Source organism: Ruegeria sp. ABV3_008, from assembly GCF_056161185.1.
Genome location: NZ_JBSWYP010000004.1, coordinates 179,937 through 200,370 on the forward strand (window position 1 = coordinate 179,937; position 20,434 = coordinate 200,370).

18 protein-coding genes are annotated in these 20,434 nt (G+C 59.6%); 7 read left to right on the forward strand and 11 right to left on the reverse strand.

What is annotated here, in order from left to right; all coding sequences use genetic code 11:
- Positions 1-28 precede the first annotated feature (28 nt).
- Positions 29-1,912: a glycosyltransferase gene (locus ACXAH8_RS09325; RefSeq protein WP_475217802.1), complete on the forward strand. Its 1,884-nt coding sequence runs from the start codon at positions 29-31 to the stop codon at positions 1,910-1,912.
- Here ACXAH8_RS09325 and ACXAH8_RS09330 read toward each other — a convergent pair.
- Positions 1,909-2,556: a GntR family transcriptional regulator gene (locus tag ACXAH8_RS09330; protein ID WP_170376422.1), complete on the reverse strand. Its 648-nt coding sequence runs from the start codon at positions 2,554-2,556 to the stop codon at positions 1,909-1,911. The two genes, ACXAH8_RS09325 and ACXAH8_RS09330, sit on opposite strands and share 4 nt — an antisense overlap.
- Positions 2,557-2,656: 100 nt before the next feature.
- Between ACXAH8_RS09330 and ACXAH8_RS09335 the strand changes: the two genes are divergently transcribed.
- The 3 genes from ACXAH8_RS09335 to ACXAH8_RS09345 all read left to right on the forward strand — a co-directional run bounded on the left by ACXAH8_RS09335 (position 2,657) and on the right by ACXAH8_RS09345 (position 4,906).
- Positions 2,657-3,301, forward strand: a complete 645-nt coding sequence (locus ACXAH8_RS09335) for a pyrimidine 5'-nucleotidase (protein WP_475217803.1) — start codon at positions 2,657-2,659, stop codon at positions 3,299-3,301.
- 86 nt (positions 3,302-3,387) lie between these two features.
- Positions 3,388-3,636, forward strand: coding sequence for a hypothetical protein (locus tag ACXAH8_RS09340; protein WP_170660432.1), 249 nt, complete (start codon positions 3,388-3,390; stop codon positions 3,634-3,636).
- Positions 3,637-3,709: 73 nt separating this feature from the next.
- The gene (locus ACXAH8_RS09345; RefSeq protein WP_475217804.1) at positions 3,710-4,906 is read left to right on the forward strand and encodes a UbiH/UbiF family hydroxylase; all 1,197 of its coding nucleotides are present in this window, start codon (positions 3,710-3,712) and stop codon (positions 4,904-4,906) included.
- A gap of 12 nt (positions 4,907-4,918) precedes the next feature.
- Here the strand turns inward: ACXAH8_RS09345 and ACXAH8_RS09350 are convergent, their stop codons facing one another.
- Positions 4,919-6,046 carry an aminotransferase class V-fold PLP-dependent enzyme gene (locus ACXAH8_RS09350; protein WP_475217806.1) on the reverse strand — a complete coding sequence of 376 codons (1,128 nt, stop codon included), beginning with the start codon at positions 6,044-6,046 and terminating at the stop codon, positions 4,919-4,921.
- 231 nt (positions 6,047-6,277) lie between these two features.
- Here ACXAH8_RS09350 and ACXAH8_RS09355 point away from each other — a divergent pair, with 231 nt between their 5' ends.
- Complete coding sequence (locus ACXAH8_RS09355; protein ID WP_475217807.1) at positions 6,278-6,979, forward strand: GntR family transcriptional regulator; 702 nt, start codon at positions 6,278-6,280, stop codon at positions 6,977-6,979.
- 6 nt (positions 6,980-6,985) lie between these two features.
- On the opposite strand, the gene ACXAH8_RS09360 is transcribed toward ACXAH8_RS09355, so the two are convergent.
- Positions 6,986-7,444 carry an Lrp/AsnC family transcriptional regulator gene (locus ACXAH8_RS09360; RefSeq protein WP_170376412.1) on the reverse strand — a complete coding sequence of 153 codons (459 nt, stop codon included), beginning with the start codon at positions 7,442-7,444 and terminating at the stop codon, positions 6,986-6,988.
- Positions 7,441-7,896 (reverse strand): Lrp/AsnC family transcriptional regulator, encoded by a 456-nt coding sequence (locus ACXAH8_RS09365; RefSeq protein ID WP_170551518.1) that lies wholly within the window; start codon positions 7,894-7,896, stop codon positions 7,441-7,443. The genes ACXAH8_RS09360 and ACXAH8_RS09365 overlap by 4 nt, the downstream gene beginning before the upstream one ends.
- Before the next feature lie 131 nt (positions 7,897-8,027).
- Here ACXAH8_RS09365 and ilvC point away from each other — a divergent pair, with 131 nt between their 5' ends.
- On the forward strand, positions 8,028-9,050 hold the full coding sequence (gene ilvC, locus ACXAH8_RS09370; protein ID WP_170457922.1) for a ketol-acid reductoisomerase: 1,023 nt from the start codon (positions 8,028-8,030) through the stop codon (positions 9,048-9,050).
- Between the two features lie 121 nt (positions 9,051-9,171).
- On the forward strand, positions 9,172-10,074 hold the full coding sequence (locus ACXAH8_RS09375; protein ID WP_475217809.1) for a DMT family transporter: 903 nt from the start codon (positions 9,172-9,174) through the stop codon (positions 10,072-10,074).
- On the opposite strand, the gene glmM is transcribed toward ACXAH8_RS09375, so the two are convergent.
- The 7 genes from glmM to gltS form a co-directional block, all read right to left on the reverse strand.
- The gene (gene glmM, locus ACXAH8_RS09380; RefSeq protein WP_475217810.1) at positions 10,071-11,414 is read right to left on the reverse strand and encodes a phosphoglucosamine mutase; all 1,344 of its coding nucleotides are present in this window, start codon (positions 11,412-11,414) and stop codon (positions 10,071-10,073) included. The two genes, ACXAH8_RS09375 and glmM, sit on opposite strands and share 4 nt — an antisense overlap.
- A 34-nt stretch (positions 11,415-11,448) precedes the next feature.
- Positions 11,449-12,447, reverse strand: a complete 999-nt coding sequence (gene folP / locus ACXAH8_RS09385) for a dihydropteroate synthase (protein ID WP_475217811.1) — start codon at positions 12,445-12,447, stop codon at positions 11,449-11,451.
- Entirely contained in the window at positions 12,444-13,364 is a 921-nt protein-coding gene (locus tag ACXAH8_RS09390) for a dihydroneopterin aldolase (RefSeq protein ID WP_170551528.1), read from the reverse strand. The genes folP and ACXAH8_RS09390 overlap by 4 nt, the downstream gene beginning before the upstream one ends.
- Before the next feature lie 163 nt (positions 13,365-13,527).
- Positions 13,528-14,169 carry a cell wall hydrolase gene (locus ACXAH8_RS09395; RefSeq protein ID WP_475217813.1) on the reverse strand — a complete coding sequence of 214 codons (642 nt, stop codon included), beginning with the start codon at positions 14,167-14,169 and terminating at the stop codon, positions 13,528-13,530.
- 186 nt (positions 14,170-14,355) lie between these two features.
- Positions 14,356-16,917 carry a putative PEP-binding protein gene (locus tag ACXAH8_RS09400; protein WP_475218087.1) on the reverse strand — a complete coding sequence of 854 codons (2,562 nt, stop codon included), beginning with the start codon at positions 16,915-16,917 and terminating at the stop codon, positions 14,356-14,358.
- Between the two features lie 68 nt (positions 16,918-16,985).
- Positions 16,986-19,205, reverse strand: a complete 2,220-nt coding sequence (glyS, locus tag ACXAH8_RS09405; protein WP_475217814.1) for a glycine--tRNA ligase subunit beta — start codon at positions 19,203-19,205, stop codon at positions 16,986-16,988.
- Positions 19,206-19,214: 9 nt separating this feature from the next.
- Positions 19,215-20,426 carry a sodium/glutamate symporter gene (gene gltS, locus ACXAH8_RS09410; RefSeq protein WP_170376394.1) on the reverse strand — a complete coding sequence of 404 codons (1,212 nt, stop codon included), beginning with the start codon at positions 20,424-20,426 and terminating at the stop codon, positions 19,215-19,217.
- Positions 20,427-20,434: the final 8 nt, after the last annotated feature.

A 20,434-nucleotide genomic window follows, 5' to 3' on the forward strand; every position in this document is an offset into this window, starting at 1 on the left:
ACAAAAGGCGTCGGGGTTTTTTTCTTTTATGGTTGATTTGAACGCACAACAAATCTCTGCAACACATCCGATCCCGTCGCCTGAGCTTCGCAAACCCGTAGGGGCGTGTCTGGTTGATGCCGGGGTGATCACGCAGGACCAGCTGGCTCAAGCGTTGGACCTTCAGGCCCGCCAGAACGCTCCGCTCGGAGAAATTCTGGTGAGTGAAGGCTGGGCCAACCGCAAAGATGTTCTGGCCGCTTTGTCCGCGCAAACCAATCTGCAGATCGCCGATCTGCTACAAACCCCGCCTTCGGCAGAGTTAAGCACTCTCAAACCAATGGAGTTCTGGCTGCGCCACAACGTGATCCCTTGGCTGCAGATCGGTCCGTTTCTATTTGTCGCCACCGCGCGCCCGGATCGCTTTGCCACTGTGTCAGCCGAAATGGTGGGCTGCGACTTGACCATCGTTCCGGTTGTCGCCGCTGCCGATCAGATCGACCGCTCGATTGCGCAGATCTTCTCGGACCAGTTGGCCCAAAACGCCGAGGCCCGCGTGACCGAGGATCATAGTTGCCGCACCTGGACCGCCTGGAGCCGGACCCGAAGCGCCAGCATAGTGGTGCTGGCATTACTGGCTTTCGTTTCGTTTCCGTTGACGGGGATGGCCGTTCTGGCGACGGCGGCTGTGGTGTCCCTGCTGTTGTTCATGATCATGCGGTTCTCAGGCCTCTTGGCCTTTGCCCACCAAAACTTGCGCCCGCAGCCTGCACCGTCCTCGCCGGTGACCGCTCTGCGGCAGCCCTGCGTGTCGATCATGGTGCCTTTGTACAAAGAGCGTGAGATCGCAGGCGCGCTGATCCGACGCCTTCAACGCCTGACCTACCCCAAGGCGCTACTGGATGTGATTTTGGTGCTAGAGGAAAAGGACGATGTCACACGGGACACATTGTCAAAGGTTGACCTTCCCAGTTGGATCCGAACCATCGAAGTGCCCGAGTTGAACGGCCTGACCACCAAACCTCGCGCCATGAACTACGCTTTGGATTTCTGTCGGGGCGACATTCTGGGGGTCTGGGATGCCGAGGACGCCCCGCAACCCGATCAGATTGAGCGGGTCGTTGATCATTTCACACAGGCTGCGCCCGAAGTTGTCTGCCTGCAAGGCGCGCTGGACTACTACAACCCGCGCACTAACTGGCGCTCTCGCTGCTTTACGATCGAATATAACAGCTGGTTCCGCGTTATTCTTCCGGGGATCGCCAAACTGGGTTTCGTGGTCCCTCTGGGCGGCACGACCTTCTTCTTTCGCCGCGACAAACTGCTGGAGCTTGGCGGATGGGACGCCCACAACGTGACCGAGGACGCCGATCTGGGCGTGCGCCTCTGCCGCGCCGGCTACCGGACCGAGATCGTGAACACCACCACCTTTGAAGAGGCCAACTTTCGCGCCTGGCCTTGGGTCAAGCAACGCTCGCGCTGGCTCAAAGGCTTCATGGTCACCTACCTTGTCCATATGCGCGCACCCTTGCGCTTGCTAAGGGATCTGGGGCCGCTGAAATTCATCGGTATTCAGGCGTTTTTTATGGGTACGGTAGGGCAGTTTTTGCTGGCCCCCGTTTTGTGGATGTTCTGGCTGACCACGCTGGGGTTAGATAACCCATTCCTACAAGTGATCCCGATGCAGACCTTCAAAACCCTGATCTGGCTGTTTTTGGCCGCAGAAGCGTTGAACTTCATCATCGGCGTCATCGCCGTCTGGGCGAAAGAGCGACGGTTCCTGCTACCCTGGGTCCCTACGATGATCCTATACTTCCCACTGGGGGTCGTGGCGGCCTACAAAGCATTGTGGGAACTGGCCGCCAAACCGTTCTTCTGGGACAAAACCCAGCACGGGCAGGCTTCTGAGGACCTGCCGCCGCAAGAGGTCTAGCCGTCACGCCGGATCGCATCCTGCTTCAGACGGGTCATGAACGCGACCGAGATATGCTCTTTCAGGGCCTTCGCTGCGGCCTCTTCATCCCGTGCGGCGATGGCTTCGACGATGCCCTTATGTTCACTCTGCGCGATTTCACTACGCCCTTGCGCGGCCAGAGACGTGGTCGCCATCAGCGCCATGGTGCGATGCACAAGGTCCAGTTGCTGCACCAGATAGCGGTTGTGTGAGGCCAGATGGATCTGCTCATGAAACCGTCGATTCGCCCTCGACAACGCCGCCGGATCATCGACCAAGGCGTCATCCTCGGCCACCATCTCCTGCAACACGCGAATTTCTTCCTCGGTCGCATGTTTGGCCGCGAGGCTCGCCGCCAGCCCCTCCAGCTCGCGCCGCACGATGTAAAGTTCGGCCATCTGGTTGTGGTTCAGGGAAGCCACGATCAGCGATCGCCCGTCCCGTTCCAGCAGAGACTGCGTTTCCAGACGTTGCAGCGCCTCGCGAATGGGGGTGCGGGATACGCCGAACCGTTCGGCCAACTCGCTTTCGACCAGACGATCTCCGGGCTTGTAGATACCGACATCAATGGCGTCGAGTATCAGCGTATACGCGTCTTTGCTGGGGTGTCTGGATTGGGGCATGGGGCGATTGGTCTCCTCGTTCGAACCTGTCTATCCGCCCTGACCGCCTGCAATCAAGTGCGGCATTGAAAACCCGCCCGCAGCGCCCTACACCCTAGGCATGGTCAAACCGTCCTTCAGCCACGTCACGCAATGGGTGTTCGATCTGGACAACACCCTCTACCCGCCACAGATGCGCCTATTCGATCAGATCGAGGTGTTGATGACGGATTACGTCGTGCAAGCGATTGGTGTCGACCGGGCCGAGGCTGATCGGCTGCGCGGGCACTATTGGCGCGAGTACGGAACCACGCTGGCCGGTTTGATGGCCGAGCATGACCTGGACCCCGACCCTTACCTAAACGCGGTTCACCAAGTCGACCTGAGCCATATGGACCCAGACGCGGAACTTGCCGACCATATCCGCGCCCTGCCCGGTCGCCGCATTGTCTACACCAATGGCAGCGCGCCCTATGCGGAGCGTGTCCTTGAGGCGCGCGGACTGAATGGTCTGTTCGATGCCATCTACGGGGTCGAGCATGCCGGATATCGTCCCAAACCCGAAAAGGCCGCGTTCGAGGCAATCTTTGCACAGGACGGAATCACAGCAGAATCGGCCGCAATGTTCGAAGACGACCCCCGCAACCTGGCCGCTCCGCATGAGATGGGAATGCGCACGGTTCACGTCGCGCCTGACCCTCATGACGCCGATCATATCCACCACCACACAGACGATCTGACCGCCTTCCTCGCCCGCCTGCGATAGGCTGTCACACTGCGACGATCTGTATATTCTGCAGCTGCAAAATCATCCCTATATGCCGGTCTGCGACGAACAGAACGGAGACCCCGATGACCGCGACAATGATGCCGCAGCGCCTGCCGATTTGGCAGCGCCTGCTCTTTGCAATTCCCCTCTTTGGCTGGATGGCCCGCGACGTGGCCGATGGCCGCCCCGAGGATCTGGGCTATACCGCCGCTGCGATTGTCAGCATGTGGGGCTGTTCGGCATTGCTGTTTGGTCTGCCGGGCCTATACATCCCTGCATTGATGATGGTTCCGATGATGTTTCTGGTCCTCATCCTGATTTCGCGGGGCTGACACGCGGGACAGGATGTCGCTTGGCGCAGAGGCATGAACCGAACTAGGTTTTGCCGAGAACGGAGAATGCGCCATGACTGACAGCTGTGACATCCTGATTTCCGGCGGCGGCATCGCCGGGCTGACCGCTGCCGCCGCATTTGGCGCCGCTGGGTTCAACGTGGTCTGCGTGGACCCGACACTGCCAATCACCGAACGCGACGCGGATGGCTCTGACCTGCGGACCACCGCGTTTCTGCAACCCTCCCGCATTTTGCTGGAACAATGCGGAGTGTGGGACCGGCTGGACAGCCCCGCCGCACCGCTGCAAGTCATGCGGATCGTTGACGCAGGCGGAGACATTCCCGAACCGCGCGTCGTGCGGGACTTCAACGCCTCGGACATTTCCGAGCAACCTTTTGGCTGGAACCTGCCCAACTGGCTGCTGCGGCGCGAGATGGTCGCGCGCCTGTCCGAGCTGCCCAATGTCGATTTCCGTCCTGGCACCGCGACGGTCAGCCTGTTCACTCGTACCGCCGAGGCCCGAGTAGGGCTGAGCGACGGTAGCCGTATCCGCTGCAAGCTGGTGATCGCCGCAGACGGTCGCAACTCACCGATGCGCGAAGCCGCCGGGATTTCCGTTCACACCACGCGTTACGGTCAAAAGGCCCTGGCCTTTGCGGTGACACACCCCATTGCGCATGAGAATGTCTCGACCGAGATCCACCGTTCTGGCGGGCCATTCACCTTGGTGCCCTTGCCCGATTGGCAGGGTCAGCCATCGTCGGCCATTGTCTGGATGGAGCGCGGCCCGCGCGCGGTCGAACTGCTGAACCTCGACACCGAGGCTTTTGAGGCCGCGATGACAGAACGCTCTTGCGGGTTGTTCGGACCTTTGAAGCTGGCCTCACGCCGCACGATCTGGCCGATCATCAGCCAATCGGCTGAGCGGTTGTCGGGTGAACGTATTGCCCTGATGGCCGAAGCCGCCCATGTCGTGCCGCCCATCGGCGCGCAGGGTCTGAACATGTCATTGGGCGATCTGCGGACTCTGCTGGACCTTGCACAGGCCCGCCCCGATGGTCTGGGTGACGCACAGATGCTAGAGGCCTACCACAAGGCCCGCCATGCCGAGATCGAGCTGCGGGTGAAGGGGATCGACCTTCTGAACCGCACCTCGATGCTTGAGGCGCGACCCCTGAGGGACGCGCGCGCCATGGGCCTGAACGCGCTTTATTCCATGGCGCCGGTGCGCAAGACTTTGATGCAGATGGGCCTCGGCATGCGCTGAGGCCCTAGTGGCTTACAGAACCTGATCCAACACGCGCTTCAAACGCGCAATCGTACCATCGACGTCGTAGAGCTTGTCGAGACCGAACAGACCCAACCGGAAGGTGCTGAAACCGGCAGGCTCATCACATTGCAGAGGCACACCAGCCGCGATCTGCATCCCCAAAGCGGCGAATTTCTTGCCGTTCTGGATCTCGGGATCAGCCGTATAGCTGACCACGACGCCCGGAGCGCCAAAGCCCTCGGCCGCGACCGAAACGATGCCCTTGTCTTTCAGCATCGCGCGCACGCCATTGCCCAAGGCCCATTGCGCCTTACGCAGTTTCTCAAAACCGTAGTCCTGTGTCTCGGCCATCGTATCGCGGAACGCGCGCAGCGCGTCGGTTGGCATGGTCGCGTGATAGGCATGACCACCATCCTCATAGGCCTGCATGATTTGCCGCCACTTCTTGAGATCAATGGCAAAGCTGTCGGACTGGGTGTCCTGTAGCCGCGCCTCGGCCCGGTCCGAGAGCATGACCAGACCGGCACAAGGCGACGCGCTCCACCCTTTCTGGGGGGCCGAGATCAGAACGTCCACACCGGTGGCCTTCATGTCGACCCACACGCAGCCCGACGCGATGCAATCCAGAACCATCAGCGCGCCGACCTCATGCGCTGCTGCGGCCATGGCCGAAACATAGTCATCCGGAAGAATCACCCCGGCCGAGGTTTCCACATGCGGGGCAAACACCACATCCGGGCGCTGCTCGCGGATCGCCGCAACCACATCGTCAATTGGCGCGGGCGCAAAAGGCGAAGGACTGTCATTGCCGGTCTCACGCGCCTTCATCACGGTGACCGATCCGGTCAGAGCGCCGTTTTCGATAATCTGGCTCCAACGGTAGGAAAACCACCCGTTGCGCACCACCAAGACATTGGCATCACGGGCAAATTGACGAGCCACGGCCTCCATCCCATAGGTGCCACCACCGGGGATGATGGCAACGCCATCCGCATTGTAGACCTGTTTCAGCATGCCCGAGATTTCGCGCATCACCTGCTGAAAGCTTGCAGACATGTGATTCAGAGATCGGTCCGTAAACACAACCGAAAATTCTTCGAGGCCATTTGGGTCGATGGAGTCCAGCAAGGCGGGCATTTGATGTCCTTTCAATCAGTGTTGATGGCACCTTCAACACATTATCATTGCGGGTAAAGCGCATTTCCGACGAAAAGGTGACGCAAAGTCACCTTTGTTTTTCAGTTAAAATTAACCCTCAAACACGCCAATTCTTTAGTATTGACGCCAACTAGTATCACATACCCTTTACACTTCTGCGTGCTTCTGCCCAGATGCATACACTTTTAAAACGAAGGGAAATTAAAACCCGTGACTGCAAATAAGCGGATCAGCTTTCAGAGTGTTCGAGATGAGGTAAAACGCAGGATCGAAAGCCGAATTTGGCCTCAGGGATCATTGCTGCCGACCGAGACCCAGCTGGCGGAAGAATTCAATTGTGCCCGCGCGACCGTTAACCGCGCCCTGCGCGAACTGGCTGATCAGGGGGTCGTCGAACGCAAACGCAAAAGCGGAACACGCGTCAAGAAAGAGCCCAGCAAACATGCCAAGCTGGAGTTTTTCTTGACTCGTCAGGTGGTTGAAAACCAGAACGCGGCATATCGCTATGCCCTGGTCGAGCGCAACGTTGTCACCAGCCCCGGCTGGCTGGCATCGCAGCTCAGCGTGGCGCCAGATGCCCGCATCCTGCATGTCATATGCATGCACTACGCCGACAATAGGCCATTTCAGCTGGAAGAGCGCTGGATCAACCTTGATACCGTGCCCGAAGTCGAGGAGGCTGATCTGAACGACAATGGCCCACATGAATGGCTACTGAACGCAGCGCCGTTCACCGATGCCGAGGTCGCCTTTTGCGCCGTGTCAGCCGACAGCCGATTGGCCGAATTCATGGGCACCACCGCGGGCACGTCGATGATTCAATTGGAGCGCACAACCTGGAAAGATGAAAAGCCCCTGACCTTTGCGCGGATGACGCATCATCCGGGCTTCTGCATTCGCACCAAGTACTGATCCGGTTCAACCAATTGGTCCGGGTAACCGTTCTTCGCTGAGCAAGACATTTGCCTCGACATCGCCGGCACCGGGAAGGGTCATAATCCGCCGCCGCAGGACCCGTTCGAAATCCGACAGGTCTCGGGCAACCACGCGCAGGCGGTAATCGTATAACCCCAGAACATGCTCGACGGTCTGTACCTCGGGGATGGCGCTGACGGCGCGTTCGAAATCCTCAAGACTCACCTGCCCCTTGCGCGCCAGTTTAACTCCTAGGAAGACGGTCACGCCGAACCCCAAAGCCTCGGCATTCAGGCGAAGACGACGGCCCTTGATTACGCCCGCCTCTTCCAGCCGGCGAATGCGCCGCCACGTGGCGGGTTGCGACAGGTCCAGACGACGCCCAAGCGCGCCGGCGCTTTGGGTTGCGTCCTGAACCAGCGCGCGGAGAATCTTGCGGTCGATCTCATCCAGCTCGATCATACTGGTAGTACCTCATCCCGTTTGACGCGCGCGATGTGCATCAAGGCCTCGATATCGGCGATATGCGGTAGGGTCAGAATGCGGTCCCGATAGACCTGCTGATAGTGGGCCATATCCCGCGCTAGTACCGAAAGGCGCACATCCACGCGGCCAAGGAAGGTTTGAATCTCGATTACCTCGGCAACCTCGCGCGCGGCCGCAGTAAATTCGTCAAACGCACGTGCTTGTGTCTTGTCCAGTGTGATCCTCAACGAGACCTCGACGGCGTAGCCCAAAGCGGCCCAGTCGATCACGGCCTCTTGGCCTTCGATCACCCCCGCCGCCTGCATTTTTTCGATCCGTCGCCAGCAAACACCCGAACTGATACGGCACCGTTCGGCAAGTTCGGCCGTTGTCAGGCTTGGCTCCGCCTGAAAATGGCGCAGTATCCGCCGATCAACATCATCAAGCATGATTTTTTCACGTTTCCACAATTCAGAGAATTATTCTTCATCTTTTTTACAAATACTCAGTCTCAACCCTATCGCCAATACCAAAGGCTCAGGCTAAAAGCACAGCAATCGAAACAGAAAGGACCAGCGAAATGCGCGTCTATTACGATCGCGATTGCGACATCAACCTGATCAAAGACAAAAAAGTGGCCATCCTGGGCTATGGCTCGCAAGGTCACGCGCACGCGCTGAACCTGCGCGACTCGGGTGCGAAGAACCTGGTCGTTGCCCTGCGCGAAGGCTCGCCCTCGGCCAAGAAAGCCGAAGCTGAAGGTCTGGAGGTCATGGGTATCGCCGAAGCGGCAGCCTGGTGCGACGTCATCATGTTCACCATGCCCGACGAACTGCAGGCTGAAACCTACAAGAAATACGTGCATGACAACATCAAACCGGGCTCAGCCATTGCCTTCGCTCACGGGCTGAACGTCCATTTCGGCCTGATCGAGCCGAAAGAAGGCGTCGACGTCATCATGATGGCTCCCAAAGGCCCCGGCCACACCGTACGTGGCGAATACACCAAAGGCGGCGGCGTGCCTTGCCTTGTTGCCGTCAACAACGACGCAACCGGAAAAGCACTGGAAATCGGCCTTTCCTACTGCTCGGCCATCGGTGGCGGCCGCTCGGGCATCATCGAAACCAACTTCCGTGAAGAATGCGAAACTGACCTCTTCGGCGAACAAGCCGTTCTGTGCGGTGGCCTCGTAGAGCTTATCCGCTGCGGCTTTGAAACTCTGGTCGAAGCGGGCTACGCGCCCGAGATGGCTTACTTCGAGTGTCTGCACGAAGTGAAGCTGATTGTTGACCTGATCTATGAAGGCGGCATCGCCAACATGGATTACTCGATCTCGAACACGGCTGAGTACGGCCAGTACGTCACCGGCCCGCGTATCCTGAAATACGACGAGACCAAAGCGCGTATGAAAGAGGTTCTGAACGACATCCAGCAGGGTAAATTCGTTCGTGACTTCATGCTGGAGAACGCGGTTGGCCAGCCCACTATCAAAGCATCGCGCCGTGCCAACGACGAGCACATGATCGAGGAAACCGGCGCCAAACTGCGCGCCATGATGCCCTGGATCTCGGCCGGCAAAATGGTCGACAAAGAAAAGAACTAAGCCCGGCTTGGTCGGTGAAAGGGCGGCCCGTATGGCCGCCCTTTTCATTTGCACTTGCATAAAACTCAGCCCATAAACGCCTGATAAAAAGTGTTTTTACCCCAAACCCACAGGTACTACTATGGTGTCCCAGCCCACAAAACAGGATTGGATCGGCGTCTTCTCGCTTGGCCTTATCTGGGGCGGTACATTCATGGTCGTAGCCATGGCGCTTGAGGGGTATGGCCCGATCACGGTTGCGACATCCCGCACTACGCTTGGCGCTTTGACGTTGCTCTTGCTGATGCGGATCACTGGACGCCGGTTTCCAACCCTCACCACGGCACTTGGCGGCTCAATCATCCTGATCGGCCTGCTGTCCACGGCGATACCGTTCATGCTGCTGAGTTGGGGGCAGCAATTTGTGCCGTCGGCCTTTGCGGGCCTGTCTATGGCGACCATCCCCTTGATGGTGCTGCCACTGGCGCATTTCTTCTCGGACGAACCGCTCAACTTGCGTCGTTTTCTGGGGGTGTGCCTTGGGTTTTCCGGCGCATTGGTCCTGATAGGTCCGGGGCTTTTGCAACTGGGCCAAGGAACCGAGCCACTTGCGCAAATGGCCTGCATCACGGCGGCATTGTGCTATGCGGTTTCATCCATCCTGACGCGACGGTGCCCCCCGGTTGATCCGGTTGCACTGGCGGCCCTGACATTGCTGGTGGGCGCGGCGCTGCTGCTGCCAATCATGCTGATGACCGAGGGGTTGCCCGAATGGCAAGGCACCCGCCCCACTCTGGCGCTGATCGTACTGGGCCTGGTACCGACAGCCTTGGCGAACCTCTTGCGTGTCTCGATCACGCGCAGCGCGGGGTCGGTATTTCTGACCCTCGTGAACTATCAGGTTCCCGTCTGGTCGATGGTTTTCGGAGCATGGATTCTGTCCGAAGCCCTGCCCCTGCGATTCTACATCGCACTGACCTTGATCCTGACGGGCATGGCCATCAGCCAGTGGTTCAGCCTGCGCAAAGCTCTGATGGGCCGCTAGTACGCCGCCGCCTCAACCTCGGCCACGATGCCATCAACCACCTGCGCCAACAGGGTGGCGTCCTCGCATTCAGCCATGACGCGGATCAGAGGCTCGGTCCCTGACTTGCGGATCAGCAAACGACCCTGCCCGTTGAGGCGCGCTTCGGCATCGGCAATCGCTGCTTGAACGCTGGCCACCTCAAGCGGCAGTTGACCCTGTTGGTAGCGTACGTTTTTCAACAGCTGAGGAACCTTTTCAAACTGCTGCGCAAGCTCAGAAGCTTTGCGTCCGCTCAGAACCATCTCCGATAAGAAATGCAGCCCAGCCATCAGGCCGTCGCCAGTTGTGGCATAGTCGCTCATGACGATATGGCCGGATTGCTCGCCACCAAGGTTAAAGCCACCCTGGCGCATCCGTTCTACGACATACCGATCCCCGACCGCTGTCCGCTCCAGCCGCAGGCCTTGCCCTTGCAGATGCCGTTCCAGCCCGAGGTTGGACATGACCGTCGCTACCAGGGCACCACCACGCAGCTGCTCAGCCCGAGCCCAAGCCCCGGCCAACAGGGCCATCAGTTGATCGCCATCGGCAACCTTGCCATTTTCATCAATAACGACAACCCGATCCGCGTCGCCATCGAGGCAGATACCCACATCCGCGCCATGCGACACAACGGTTTCTGCAGCCACGCGCGGCTTGGTTGAACCACATTCGAGATTGATGTTCTTGCCGTTCGGCGACACGCCCATCGGGATAACTTCGGCGCCAAGCTCCCACAGGACCTCGGGCGCCGTGCGGTGGGCGGCACCGTTGGCGCAGTCGATCACCACTTTCAAACCATCCAGACGCACATCGCGCGGAAGCGAGGATTTGACCCGCTCGCCATAGCGGAACCGCGCGTCATCAACCCGGCGGGCACGCCCGATATTTTGCGCCTGAGCGGGGTTGACGCCTTCTTCGATCAAACGCTCAATTTCAAGCTCGGCCTGATCTGAGAGTTTATATCCGTCAGGCCCGAAGAACTTGATACCGTTATCTGCCGCCGGATTGTGGCTGGCCGAAATCATGACGCCCAGATCCGCGCGCATGGATTGGGTCATCAGACCCACCGCAGGGGTCGGCACCGGACCCAGCAGCAACACGTTCATACCGGTCGAGGTCAATCCCGCCGTCAGCGCGTTTTCCAGCATATAGCCAGACAGTCGCGTGTCCTTGCCGATGACCACGCGGTGAACCCCAGTCGTATCACGGCGAAAATAACGCCCAACCGCCGCACCTATGCGCAAGGCCATTTCTGCTGTCATCGGATGCGTATTAGCTGTGCCTCGCACACCGTCAGTTCCGAACAGCTTGCGCATAGTCGACTCTCCGTATAATTCGCTTGTGACCGGATTAACGGACGGCAGCCCATAGGCGCAAGGCCTGAGCTGTCTCGGCCACGTCATGGACCCGAATGATCTGCACGCCCTGGGACAATCCGTCCAGAGCAACCGCGATTGACCCCGGCGCGCGCGCGGTTTTTCGCGGCTCCTGCCCGATGGAGCCGATAAAGCCCTTGCGCGAGACGCCCAGTAGAATCGGGCAACCCAAACCGTGGAACAGGCTTAAGTTGCGCAGGAGGGCCAGATTGTGGTCCTCGGTCTTGCCGAAACCAATGCCCGGATCGACGATTATCAGATCCCGGTTCAGGCCCAACGCCTCAAGCCGTTCGATCTGACCGACCAGAAAATCGTAGACATCCAGCACGACGTTTTCATAGACCGGATTGTCCTGCATGGTCGCAGGATCGCCCTGCATATGCATGACACAGACTGGCGCGCCCAGCCCTGCGCAGAAAGGCGCAAGCTCCGGGTCGAATGTGAAGCCCGAGACATCATTGACCAGACCCGCCCCGGCCTCGCAGGCCGCTTTGGCTACAGCGGTCTTGCGTGTGTCGATTGAGATCAGGGCGTTGGTCTCAGCCCGGATCGCTTCGATCACCGGGCGGGTCCGGGTGATCTCTTCGTCTGCGGGCACAAAATCTGCTCCGGGACGAGTGGATTCTCCGCCGATATCTAGAATCGTGGCGCCGTGCGAGACCATCTCAATGGCCCCTGCCCGCGCCGCCTCGACCGAGCTGTGGATGCCACCGTCCGAGAAGCTGTCAGGCGTTGTGTTCAGGATGCCCATGATATGTGGACGCGCCATATCCAAACCGGACAGGGCCGCGCGCGGGCGGCTGAGACGCTGTAGCACATCCGCGGGGATATCCGCTGCGGCTACGACCTGAGACGCTCCATCGCGCGAAAGCGCTTCGGCATGAGTGAACCAGAGCGATTGCCCGGCCAAAGGCATGGCGTCATCCGGACGAGCCGCACCGTGCTGTACCAGTGGTCGGTAGTAGCGGCTCACAATTGTGCCTGATCAATGGCCACAGCACGCAGCGGCGTTTTCGGCTCCTTGGGCAAGGCGCCTCCGATCACCATCATCTCGCTGGCCTCAAAGGTGGCCGCAAACCATGCGGCCAGCGCAACCGCGTCGGATGGCGCGGCCGAGGGGCCGTCGACAGCATCGAGAACGATCTTTGACGGGGCCCAAACGCAAATCTGGCCGTTCTTCATCGCCCAATCCAGCTCGGTCCGCGTCGAGACGACCACGCAGCGATGATCGCGCGCGGCCAGAACCCACGCGTTCTGTTCGATCGACAACAGGTCGATGCGGCGCTGGGTCATGGCGTGACCGGTCTGCGGCACTGGAAGGTCCGAGGCCCCGACACACAGGATCAAGGGACGCTGACGGTTTTCCAACTGATCAATCCAGCCGGTCAGGTTATCCGAGGCCATCGCCTCATTCGATAGATAAACAAGACGCGGATGTGGGCGTTCCTCTTCGACTACGTCGTGGTGCACGGCGTCCTTGCCGCGCACTATCTCGATCCCGAGCGCACCAGGGCCGCGATCCAGCTTTTCGATACGGACAAACACCCTGACGGCCTGTGGTTCAAGTAGGATACGTTCGGCCACGCGTTCAGCCAGCGTTTCCAACAGGTTCAGACGCTCGGCCGCCAATTCATAGGCAATCGCCTCGGTCACGCGGTCATAGGACAGGATACGATCCACATCATCGTCAATATCCGAGGTCAGCGGACGCACCTCAACCACGATATTAAAGCAGATACGCTGGGTTGTGCCGCGTTCGGCCTGAAAGGCACCGATCTCAACCTCGACAGTATGATCACGAAGCGAGATGCGATCCAAAGGCCCTCTGGGCGAGGTCGCCTCGGACCGTTCAGAGGGGTGCGCAAAAGCGAGGCGGATTTCAGAACTCATGGGTCAGGCCTTCTTGGGCTCGTTGAAACATTCGCCAAGTCTAGGCGTTTCGAGGGCCTATAGCATTCATACAAACGCCATTCCAACCGCTGATTTCGACGCTTTTTCTGCGTGCAATGGTATACGCTGCGCCTTGAATTCAAGACGCAGCGCTAGACCTGCCTCAGTTGCTCGCAGTGCGGTAATTGTGACGGTAGAAGATGTGAACACCAATCTTCGCCGTCTGTTTATAAACCCGCGCCCAGGACGGGCGGACCGCAGTGGTATGATAGTGGGTCGCCCCTTCAGTCAGCTCTTTGGCAACGCCATCCATCGCCGCGCGGGCGACTTTCGAGACACGCTCAAAGGCTTTCTTCTCGTGGATCACTTCCTTGCGGCCATCGCATGTATAGGTGAACTGGCACTGGTACTTTTTACCGGTTCCCTGACGGATCACACCGCAAAGGCTATCGGGAAAGCGGCTGCTCTTGACCCGGTTCAGGATAACCTCGGCCACTGCAAACTGACCGCGCACGCTTTCGCCGCGGGCTTCGAAATACAGCGCCTCGGACAGGCATTCCCAGCCTTCATCTCCGGACGCTTTGGGCTGTTGGTCCAGCCAATCCTTGGAATAGGACACTTTGATCGGTTCCACCACTTTGCGCGGCTGGAACAATTTCAGATAATCCCGAAAGCTCTGACCCGGCAATTCACTGCGGGCAACTAGTTCTTTCTTATTGGCATCCGTAGCTTCCCTCTCAGCGTAGGACGCACTCGGCAGCACGGTTGCCGCCAATGTGGCAACAGCCATTATGTAACGTAGCATCAGATAACCTCGCACAGGCACTTCACGCGCCAAACCCTCCCCCGGCGGGCGCGACGAGGCATTTAGCGCAGTCTTGCGCAAAGGTCCAGATCAGAGGCAAATACAAGTGGAAATTCGCTCGTGGAGAAAAACAATTCCGCCACAAGTTCGCTTATTGACCACTAATCATTGGGTTTCAGGCTGCTGTCAACCCCCAAGTCTGGACGAAATCGTCAGTTGAGCGGCAGCCAGCCGAGCGACCGGTACTCGGAACGGAGAGCAGGACACATAGTCGAAGCCCAGATCGCGGCAAATGGCGATTGATTCGGGGTTTCCGCCGTGTTCTCCACAGACCGAAAGGGTCACATCGGGTTGGGCCGCGCGCCCCCTTTCAGACCCGAGCTTGAGCAATTCGCCCACCCCGTCCGCGTCCAGAACATGGAACGGGTCTTCGGTGAACACCCCCTGCCGGACATAGGCCGACATGAAACGCCCCGCGTCGTCGCGTGAAAGACCATAGGTCATCTGGGTCAGGTCGTTGGTTCCGAAGCTTAAAAACGCGGTGTTTGGTGCAATCTCTTCAGCACGCAGGCAGGCGCGTGGTGTTTCAACCATCACGCCGAGGCGGTATTCGAACTCCTGCCCCTTTTCCGCTGCAACAGCGGCCGCCACCGAGTCGATCCGGGATTTTACCAGCTCGACCTCCCGCTTGGCCGAAACCAGAGGGATCATCACCTCAGGCACGACCGGCGCGCCGTTCTTCCGAGCCTCCAGCGTGGCTTCAAAGATCGCGCGAGCCTGCATGTCGTAGATTTCAGGCACTGTAACGCCCAGACGAACCCCGCGCAGGCCCAGCATTGGGTTGTATTCGGTCATTGCGGAGACGCGACGCTCTACATCCGAGACAGGCAGATCCAGCGCTTCGGCCAGTTCGCGCTGGCCGCCGCGGGTGGTGGGCAGGAATTCGTGCAGCGGCGGGTCAAACAGGCGAATGCAGACCGGTTGCCCCTCCATGATACGGAAAAGCTGCACAAAATCGTCGCGCTGCATGGGCAGCAAACGCTCCAACACGGCGGCACGACCCGAGGAGGTCTGCGCAAAGATCATCTCGCGCATCACGATCAGGCGGCCGGGATCAAAGAACATATGCTCAGTCCGGCACAAACCGATGCCCTGCGCTTGAAAATTCCGCGCGGTCTGCGCATCCGCAGGGGTATCTGCATTGGCGCGGATTTCGATGTCCCGCTCGGCATCAGCCCAGCCCATGAGTGTCTGGAAACAGTCGTCCAGCGCGGCCTCGAGCATCTCGGGCTGCCCCGCCAGAACCTGCCCCGAGCTTCCGTCGATCGTCAGAATGTCACCGGTCTTGAACACACGTCCATCCGGGGTCGTCAGCATTTTCTTCTTGGTCTGGAACCGCATCTCAGACGCGCCGACAATGCAAGGCAGACCCAAACCCCGCCCGATTACGGCGGCATGGCTGGTCATCCCGCCCTTTTCGGTCAGAACGGCAACGGCAGCATGCATGCCCCGCACATCCTCGGGCGAGGTTTCGCGGCGCACCAGAACACAGGCCTCACCCCGCGCGGCGCTGGCTTGCGCCTCGGCGGCCGTAAACACGATCTTGCCGGTCGACGCCCCCGGACTTGCGCCAATCGCGGTGGTCAGCACATCCCGCTCTGCCTCGGGGTGGACCTGCCGGTGCAGCAGTTCGTTCAGTGCATGAGGGTCCACGCGCATCACCGCCTCTTGTGGCGGGATGATACCGTCTTCAGCCAACCTCACCGCAATCCGCATCGCCGCGCGCGAGGTTCGCTGAACACGCACGCCGTCCAGAATATGCACGTTGCCGTTCTGGATCACGAATTCGACCTGCATTTCCTCGCGCAGCTTCTCGCGCATCAAAGCGGCCTGGGCCTTTAGTTCGGCAAACGCAGTAGGAGCCACTTCTTCCAGCGACGGCCCCCGTGGGTCTTTCTCAAGATACAGCGCCGAGACGTTTTCGCCCAACGCATCTCGCCCCTGGCTCTGGCTCAGATAACGGCCGGTGATCTGAGGCATCCCAGTGGTCGGATCCACCAGTTGCAACACGCCCGAACCGCATTCGCCCTGCCCGACGCCTGGGATCATCTCTTGGATGACGAGCCCCAATCCCGCATCGGCCGGAGCTCCTTTGGCCTGACGCAACAGGCGCGCCGAGGTGCCATCCCAAGCCCGCGCCATGGAGCGCAAAACGCCAATCAACTGCTCACCGCGATCCTCGGGGAAAACCTCATCGGTCTCATCCTCGTAGGCGTGCAGAGTACGCTTCAACCCCGCGACACCGTCCTCGTCGATCTCGTCGAACACATCCGCATCCAGACGCGCCACATGGATCGCGTAGCTTTGCACAAAGCGCAGATACATGGCTGCGGCAGGCTCATCGCCCATCGAGTTCGACAGCTCGGCAAACCGCGCTTCGTTCATGCCGATATTCAAAACCGCACCGGGGCCGCCCCAATCGGGGTCCTCGGAACTGGGACGCACACACAGCAAGGCCGTAGGCTCGAATTGCTCAAGGATTGCGGCCAGGTCGGGGATTTGTCCTTCGGCAATGCGCTGCACCGCGTCAAAAGACAACGCGACCGTGCGCGGCACCGGCATCTCCAACCGGACCAGACGTTGCAGGCACTTTGCCCGCCCCCCATGGGTGTGCGGGGCAACTGGCGCGGTGGACGTGATGAGCGTGGTATGCGGATTATTCTGCACTGCGGCACCTTTTGGTTTCACCGCAGCATAGGCCCATGCGCCCGTCACGCAAGGGTGATCTGGGCGCGCAAATCCGCGCGCCCAGAGCTTTAGCCTTCGATCTTGGTCAGATCGGCAACGCTGGAACAGACCGAGCGTACCTGACTGAGCAAGTTCAGACGGTTGCGGCGCAGGATGTCATTGTCGGTGTTGACCTGAACATCCTCAAAGAACGCATCCACCGGCCCGCGCAAAGCGGCCATGGCCGCCATGGCGGTTGGGAAATCCTCGGCCCTGAGCGCCGGATCAATCTGCGCCTGCGCCGCGTCAAGCGCCGAGAACAGAGCCTTTTCGCTGTCGGTCTCGGCGAATTTCACATCCGCACCGTAGGAGTATTCGACCCCGTCCTTCTCTTCGGCCTGTGTCAGGATGTTGTTGGCCCGCTTGAACCCCTGCACGAGGTTTTCGCCATCCTCGGTCGCGATCACCGCGTTCAGCGCGCGGGCGCGTTTGACCAGCAGGTTGAGGTCATCATTGCCGTCCATCGCAATACAGGCGTCGATGACGTCGTGACGGATGCCCTCATCACGGAGGAAGACTTTGAGGCGGTCGTGGAAGAAGGAGAGGAGATCGTCAGATGCATCTGGGACCTTTTTCTCAAGTTCAAGAAAAGCTGCCGCAGGCAAATCATCTATTTTGTCAATTACCGTCTGGAATGCAGCACCAAAGACACCTCGTTCTGCGATTTCTTCCAACAGATCAAGAACATTGGCTTCCGGCAGCGCCTCATTGATTGCGCTTTCTGCTCGTATCAGTTGGCTGTCAAAGAACCGATCCAAAGACAGCCGTAGATCGTTTTCGAGTATCAATCGAGTTACACCCAATGCGGCACGACGCAGAGCAAACGGGTCTTTCGAACCGGTCGGCTTCTCATCAATCGCCCAGAACCCGGTCAGCGTGTCCAGCTTGTCGGCCAGCGCCACTGTCACCGAAAGCGGCGCGGTCGGCACGTCATCTGACGGGCCAAGCGGCGAGTAGTGATCCTGTGCCACCGCGGCCACGGCGGCATCCTCGCCTGCTGCTTCGATGTAATAGCGGCCCATAAGCCCCTGAAGTTCTGGGAATTCATAGACCATCTCGGAACTCAGATCGGCCTTGGACAGACGCGCGGCTTTCTCCGCCTGAATAGCGTCCGCTCCGGTCACAGGCGCCAGTTCGCGGGCCAGTGCGGCGACGCGGTCGATGCGTTCTGCCTGAGTGCCCAGCTTGTTGTGGAAGGTCACATTCTCCAGCGCGCGGGTCCATTGGGCGATGTCCGATTTGGCGATGCGCAGGTCGTTTTCCCAGAAGAACTTGGCATCCGCCAAACGGGCCGAGAGGACCTTTTGGTTCCCGGCCAGAATCGTCGCGCCATTGTCGGCGGTCTCGCGGTTGGCGACGGTGATGAAACGCTCGATCCGGCCTGTCTTGGGGTTCTTCACGGAAAAGAACTTCTGATGCTCTTTCATCGAGGTCTGCAGCACCTCGGGCGGCAGGTCCAGGAATTCGTCGTCGATCTGCCCCATCAACACCACGGGCCATTCGACCAGACCAGCGACCTCGGCCAGCAGGCCCTTGTCGTCGACCACTTCCAGACCGGCGGCAAAGGCCATGTTCTGGGCGTCGTTCCAGATATGCTCGGCGCGTTCCTCGGGCGAGAGGACCACAAAGGCGCGTTTCAGCTTGGCGGCGTAATCCTCGAACGAGGAAACGGCAAAGCGGTTCGGGGCCATGAACCGGTGGCCCTCGGTCGTGTCACCGGATGTGATGCCTTCGACCTCAAGCGGGACAACCTGCGCGCCCGCCTCATCGGTCAGGATGCACAGGATCGAGTGCAGAGGCCGCACCCACCGCATCGGTCCACTGCCCCAGCGCATCGACTTGGGCCATGGAAAGTTACGGATCGTGGCCTCAAGCACTTCGGCCACGATCTCTGCCGCCGGGCGTCCGGGCTTTTCGATCTGGGCGAAAAAGACCGCACCTTTAGGGGTGTCGCGTTCTTCCAACTGCTCGCGGGTCAGACCTGCACCGCGCAGGAAGCCTTCGATCGCTTTGTCAGGTGCCCCGACCTTGGGGCCTTTGCGTTCCTCACGGATCGTCGGGCTCTCGGCCAGCAGCCCTTCGACCGCCAAGGTCAGACGGCGCGGCGTAGTCAGGGCGGCGGCAGAGGCATAGGTCAAACCGGCCTCGACCAAACCATCGGTGATCCGCTTTTTCAGGTCCTCACCCGCGCGGGTCTGCATACGCGCGGGGATCTCCTCGGAAAACAGTTCGATCAGCAGGTCGGGCATTTTCGGTCCTTAGAAATTTACGATCGTCTGGATGACGATGGCATTGGCGATATCCACAAAGAATGCGGATACAAGGGGCAGCACGATAAAGGCAATAGGCGATGGACCATATCGCTTGGTTACCGCGGTCATATTCGCAATAGCAGTGGGGGTTGCGCCCAAGGCGAAGCCTCCGAACCCCGCAGCCAACACCGCGGCGCGATAGTTTGAACCCATGACCGGGAACAGCACCCACAGCACAAAAACCACCGTGAACAGGGTCTGGGCGGACATGATGACGACGATGGCCATGCCAAGCTCGGCGATGGTCCAGAGCTGAAGGCTCATCAGTGACATCGCCAGAAACGCGCCCAAGGCAAATTCCGAGATCAACGCCAGCGATGGCGTTCGCGATACCGGTGGGGCTGACGGTGCCACTAAGGCGCGCACATTGGCGATGACGATTCCCATGATCAAACATGGCACGAACAGCGGCAGCTTGAGACCGGCAGCTGAGATCGCTTCGCCCAGAGAATAACCCGCAATGATCGCGAGGTTGAGATGCAGCAAAACGCGCATGATCGACACGTGGTCGATATCGAGCGACCTGCCTTCTGTTTCGTCCGGCAATCCGACACTGGGCCCTTCGTCTGGACGGTCGGGGCTGAGATTGCGCCCTTCAACCAGCAACCGCGCAATCGGTCCACCGACCAGGGCGGCCAGAACCAAACCTAGCGTTGCAACGGCAACACCCAACTCGGTCGCGCTGTCCAACCCTGTCGCCCGCGCAACTTCGGGCGCCCATGCGATTGCGGTCCCGTGCCCGCCGATCAGCGCCGCCGAGCCGAACAGAACACCCGCCTGCGCCGGATAACCAAACATGGAAGCGCCAGCCGCACCGATCACGTTTTGCAAAACGATCGTCACAAGGGTCAGGATCAGAAGCAAAAACAGCGGCTTGCCGCCCGAAATCAGGTCCGAAAGACGTGCATTCAATCCGATCCCGGCAAAAAATACGACCAGTAGAAAATCCCGCGTACCCAGCTCGAATGCGAGTTCAAGATCGAATATCAAATACAGCGCCAGAACGGCAAACGAAGCCAGCAACCCTCCGGTCACGGGTTCGGGGATGTTGAAATTGCGAAGTGCGGCGACTTGATCATTGATCCGCGCGCCAAGCAGGTAGACGGCAAAACCTAAGGTCGCCGTCAGAAACTCAGGGATTTCGACGACGTGCTGCATGGCGGTCT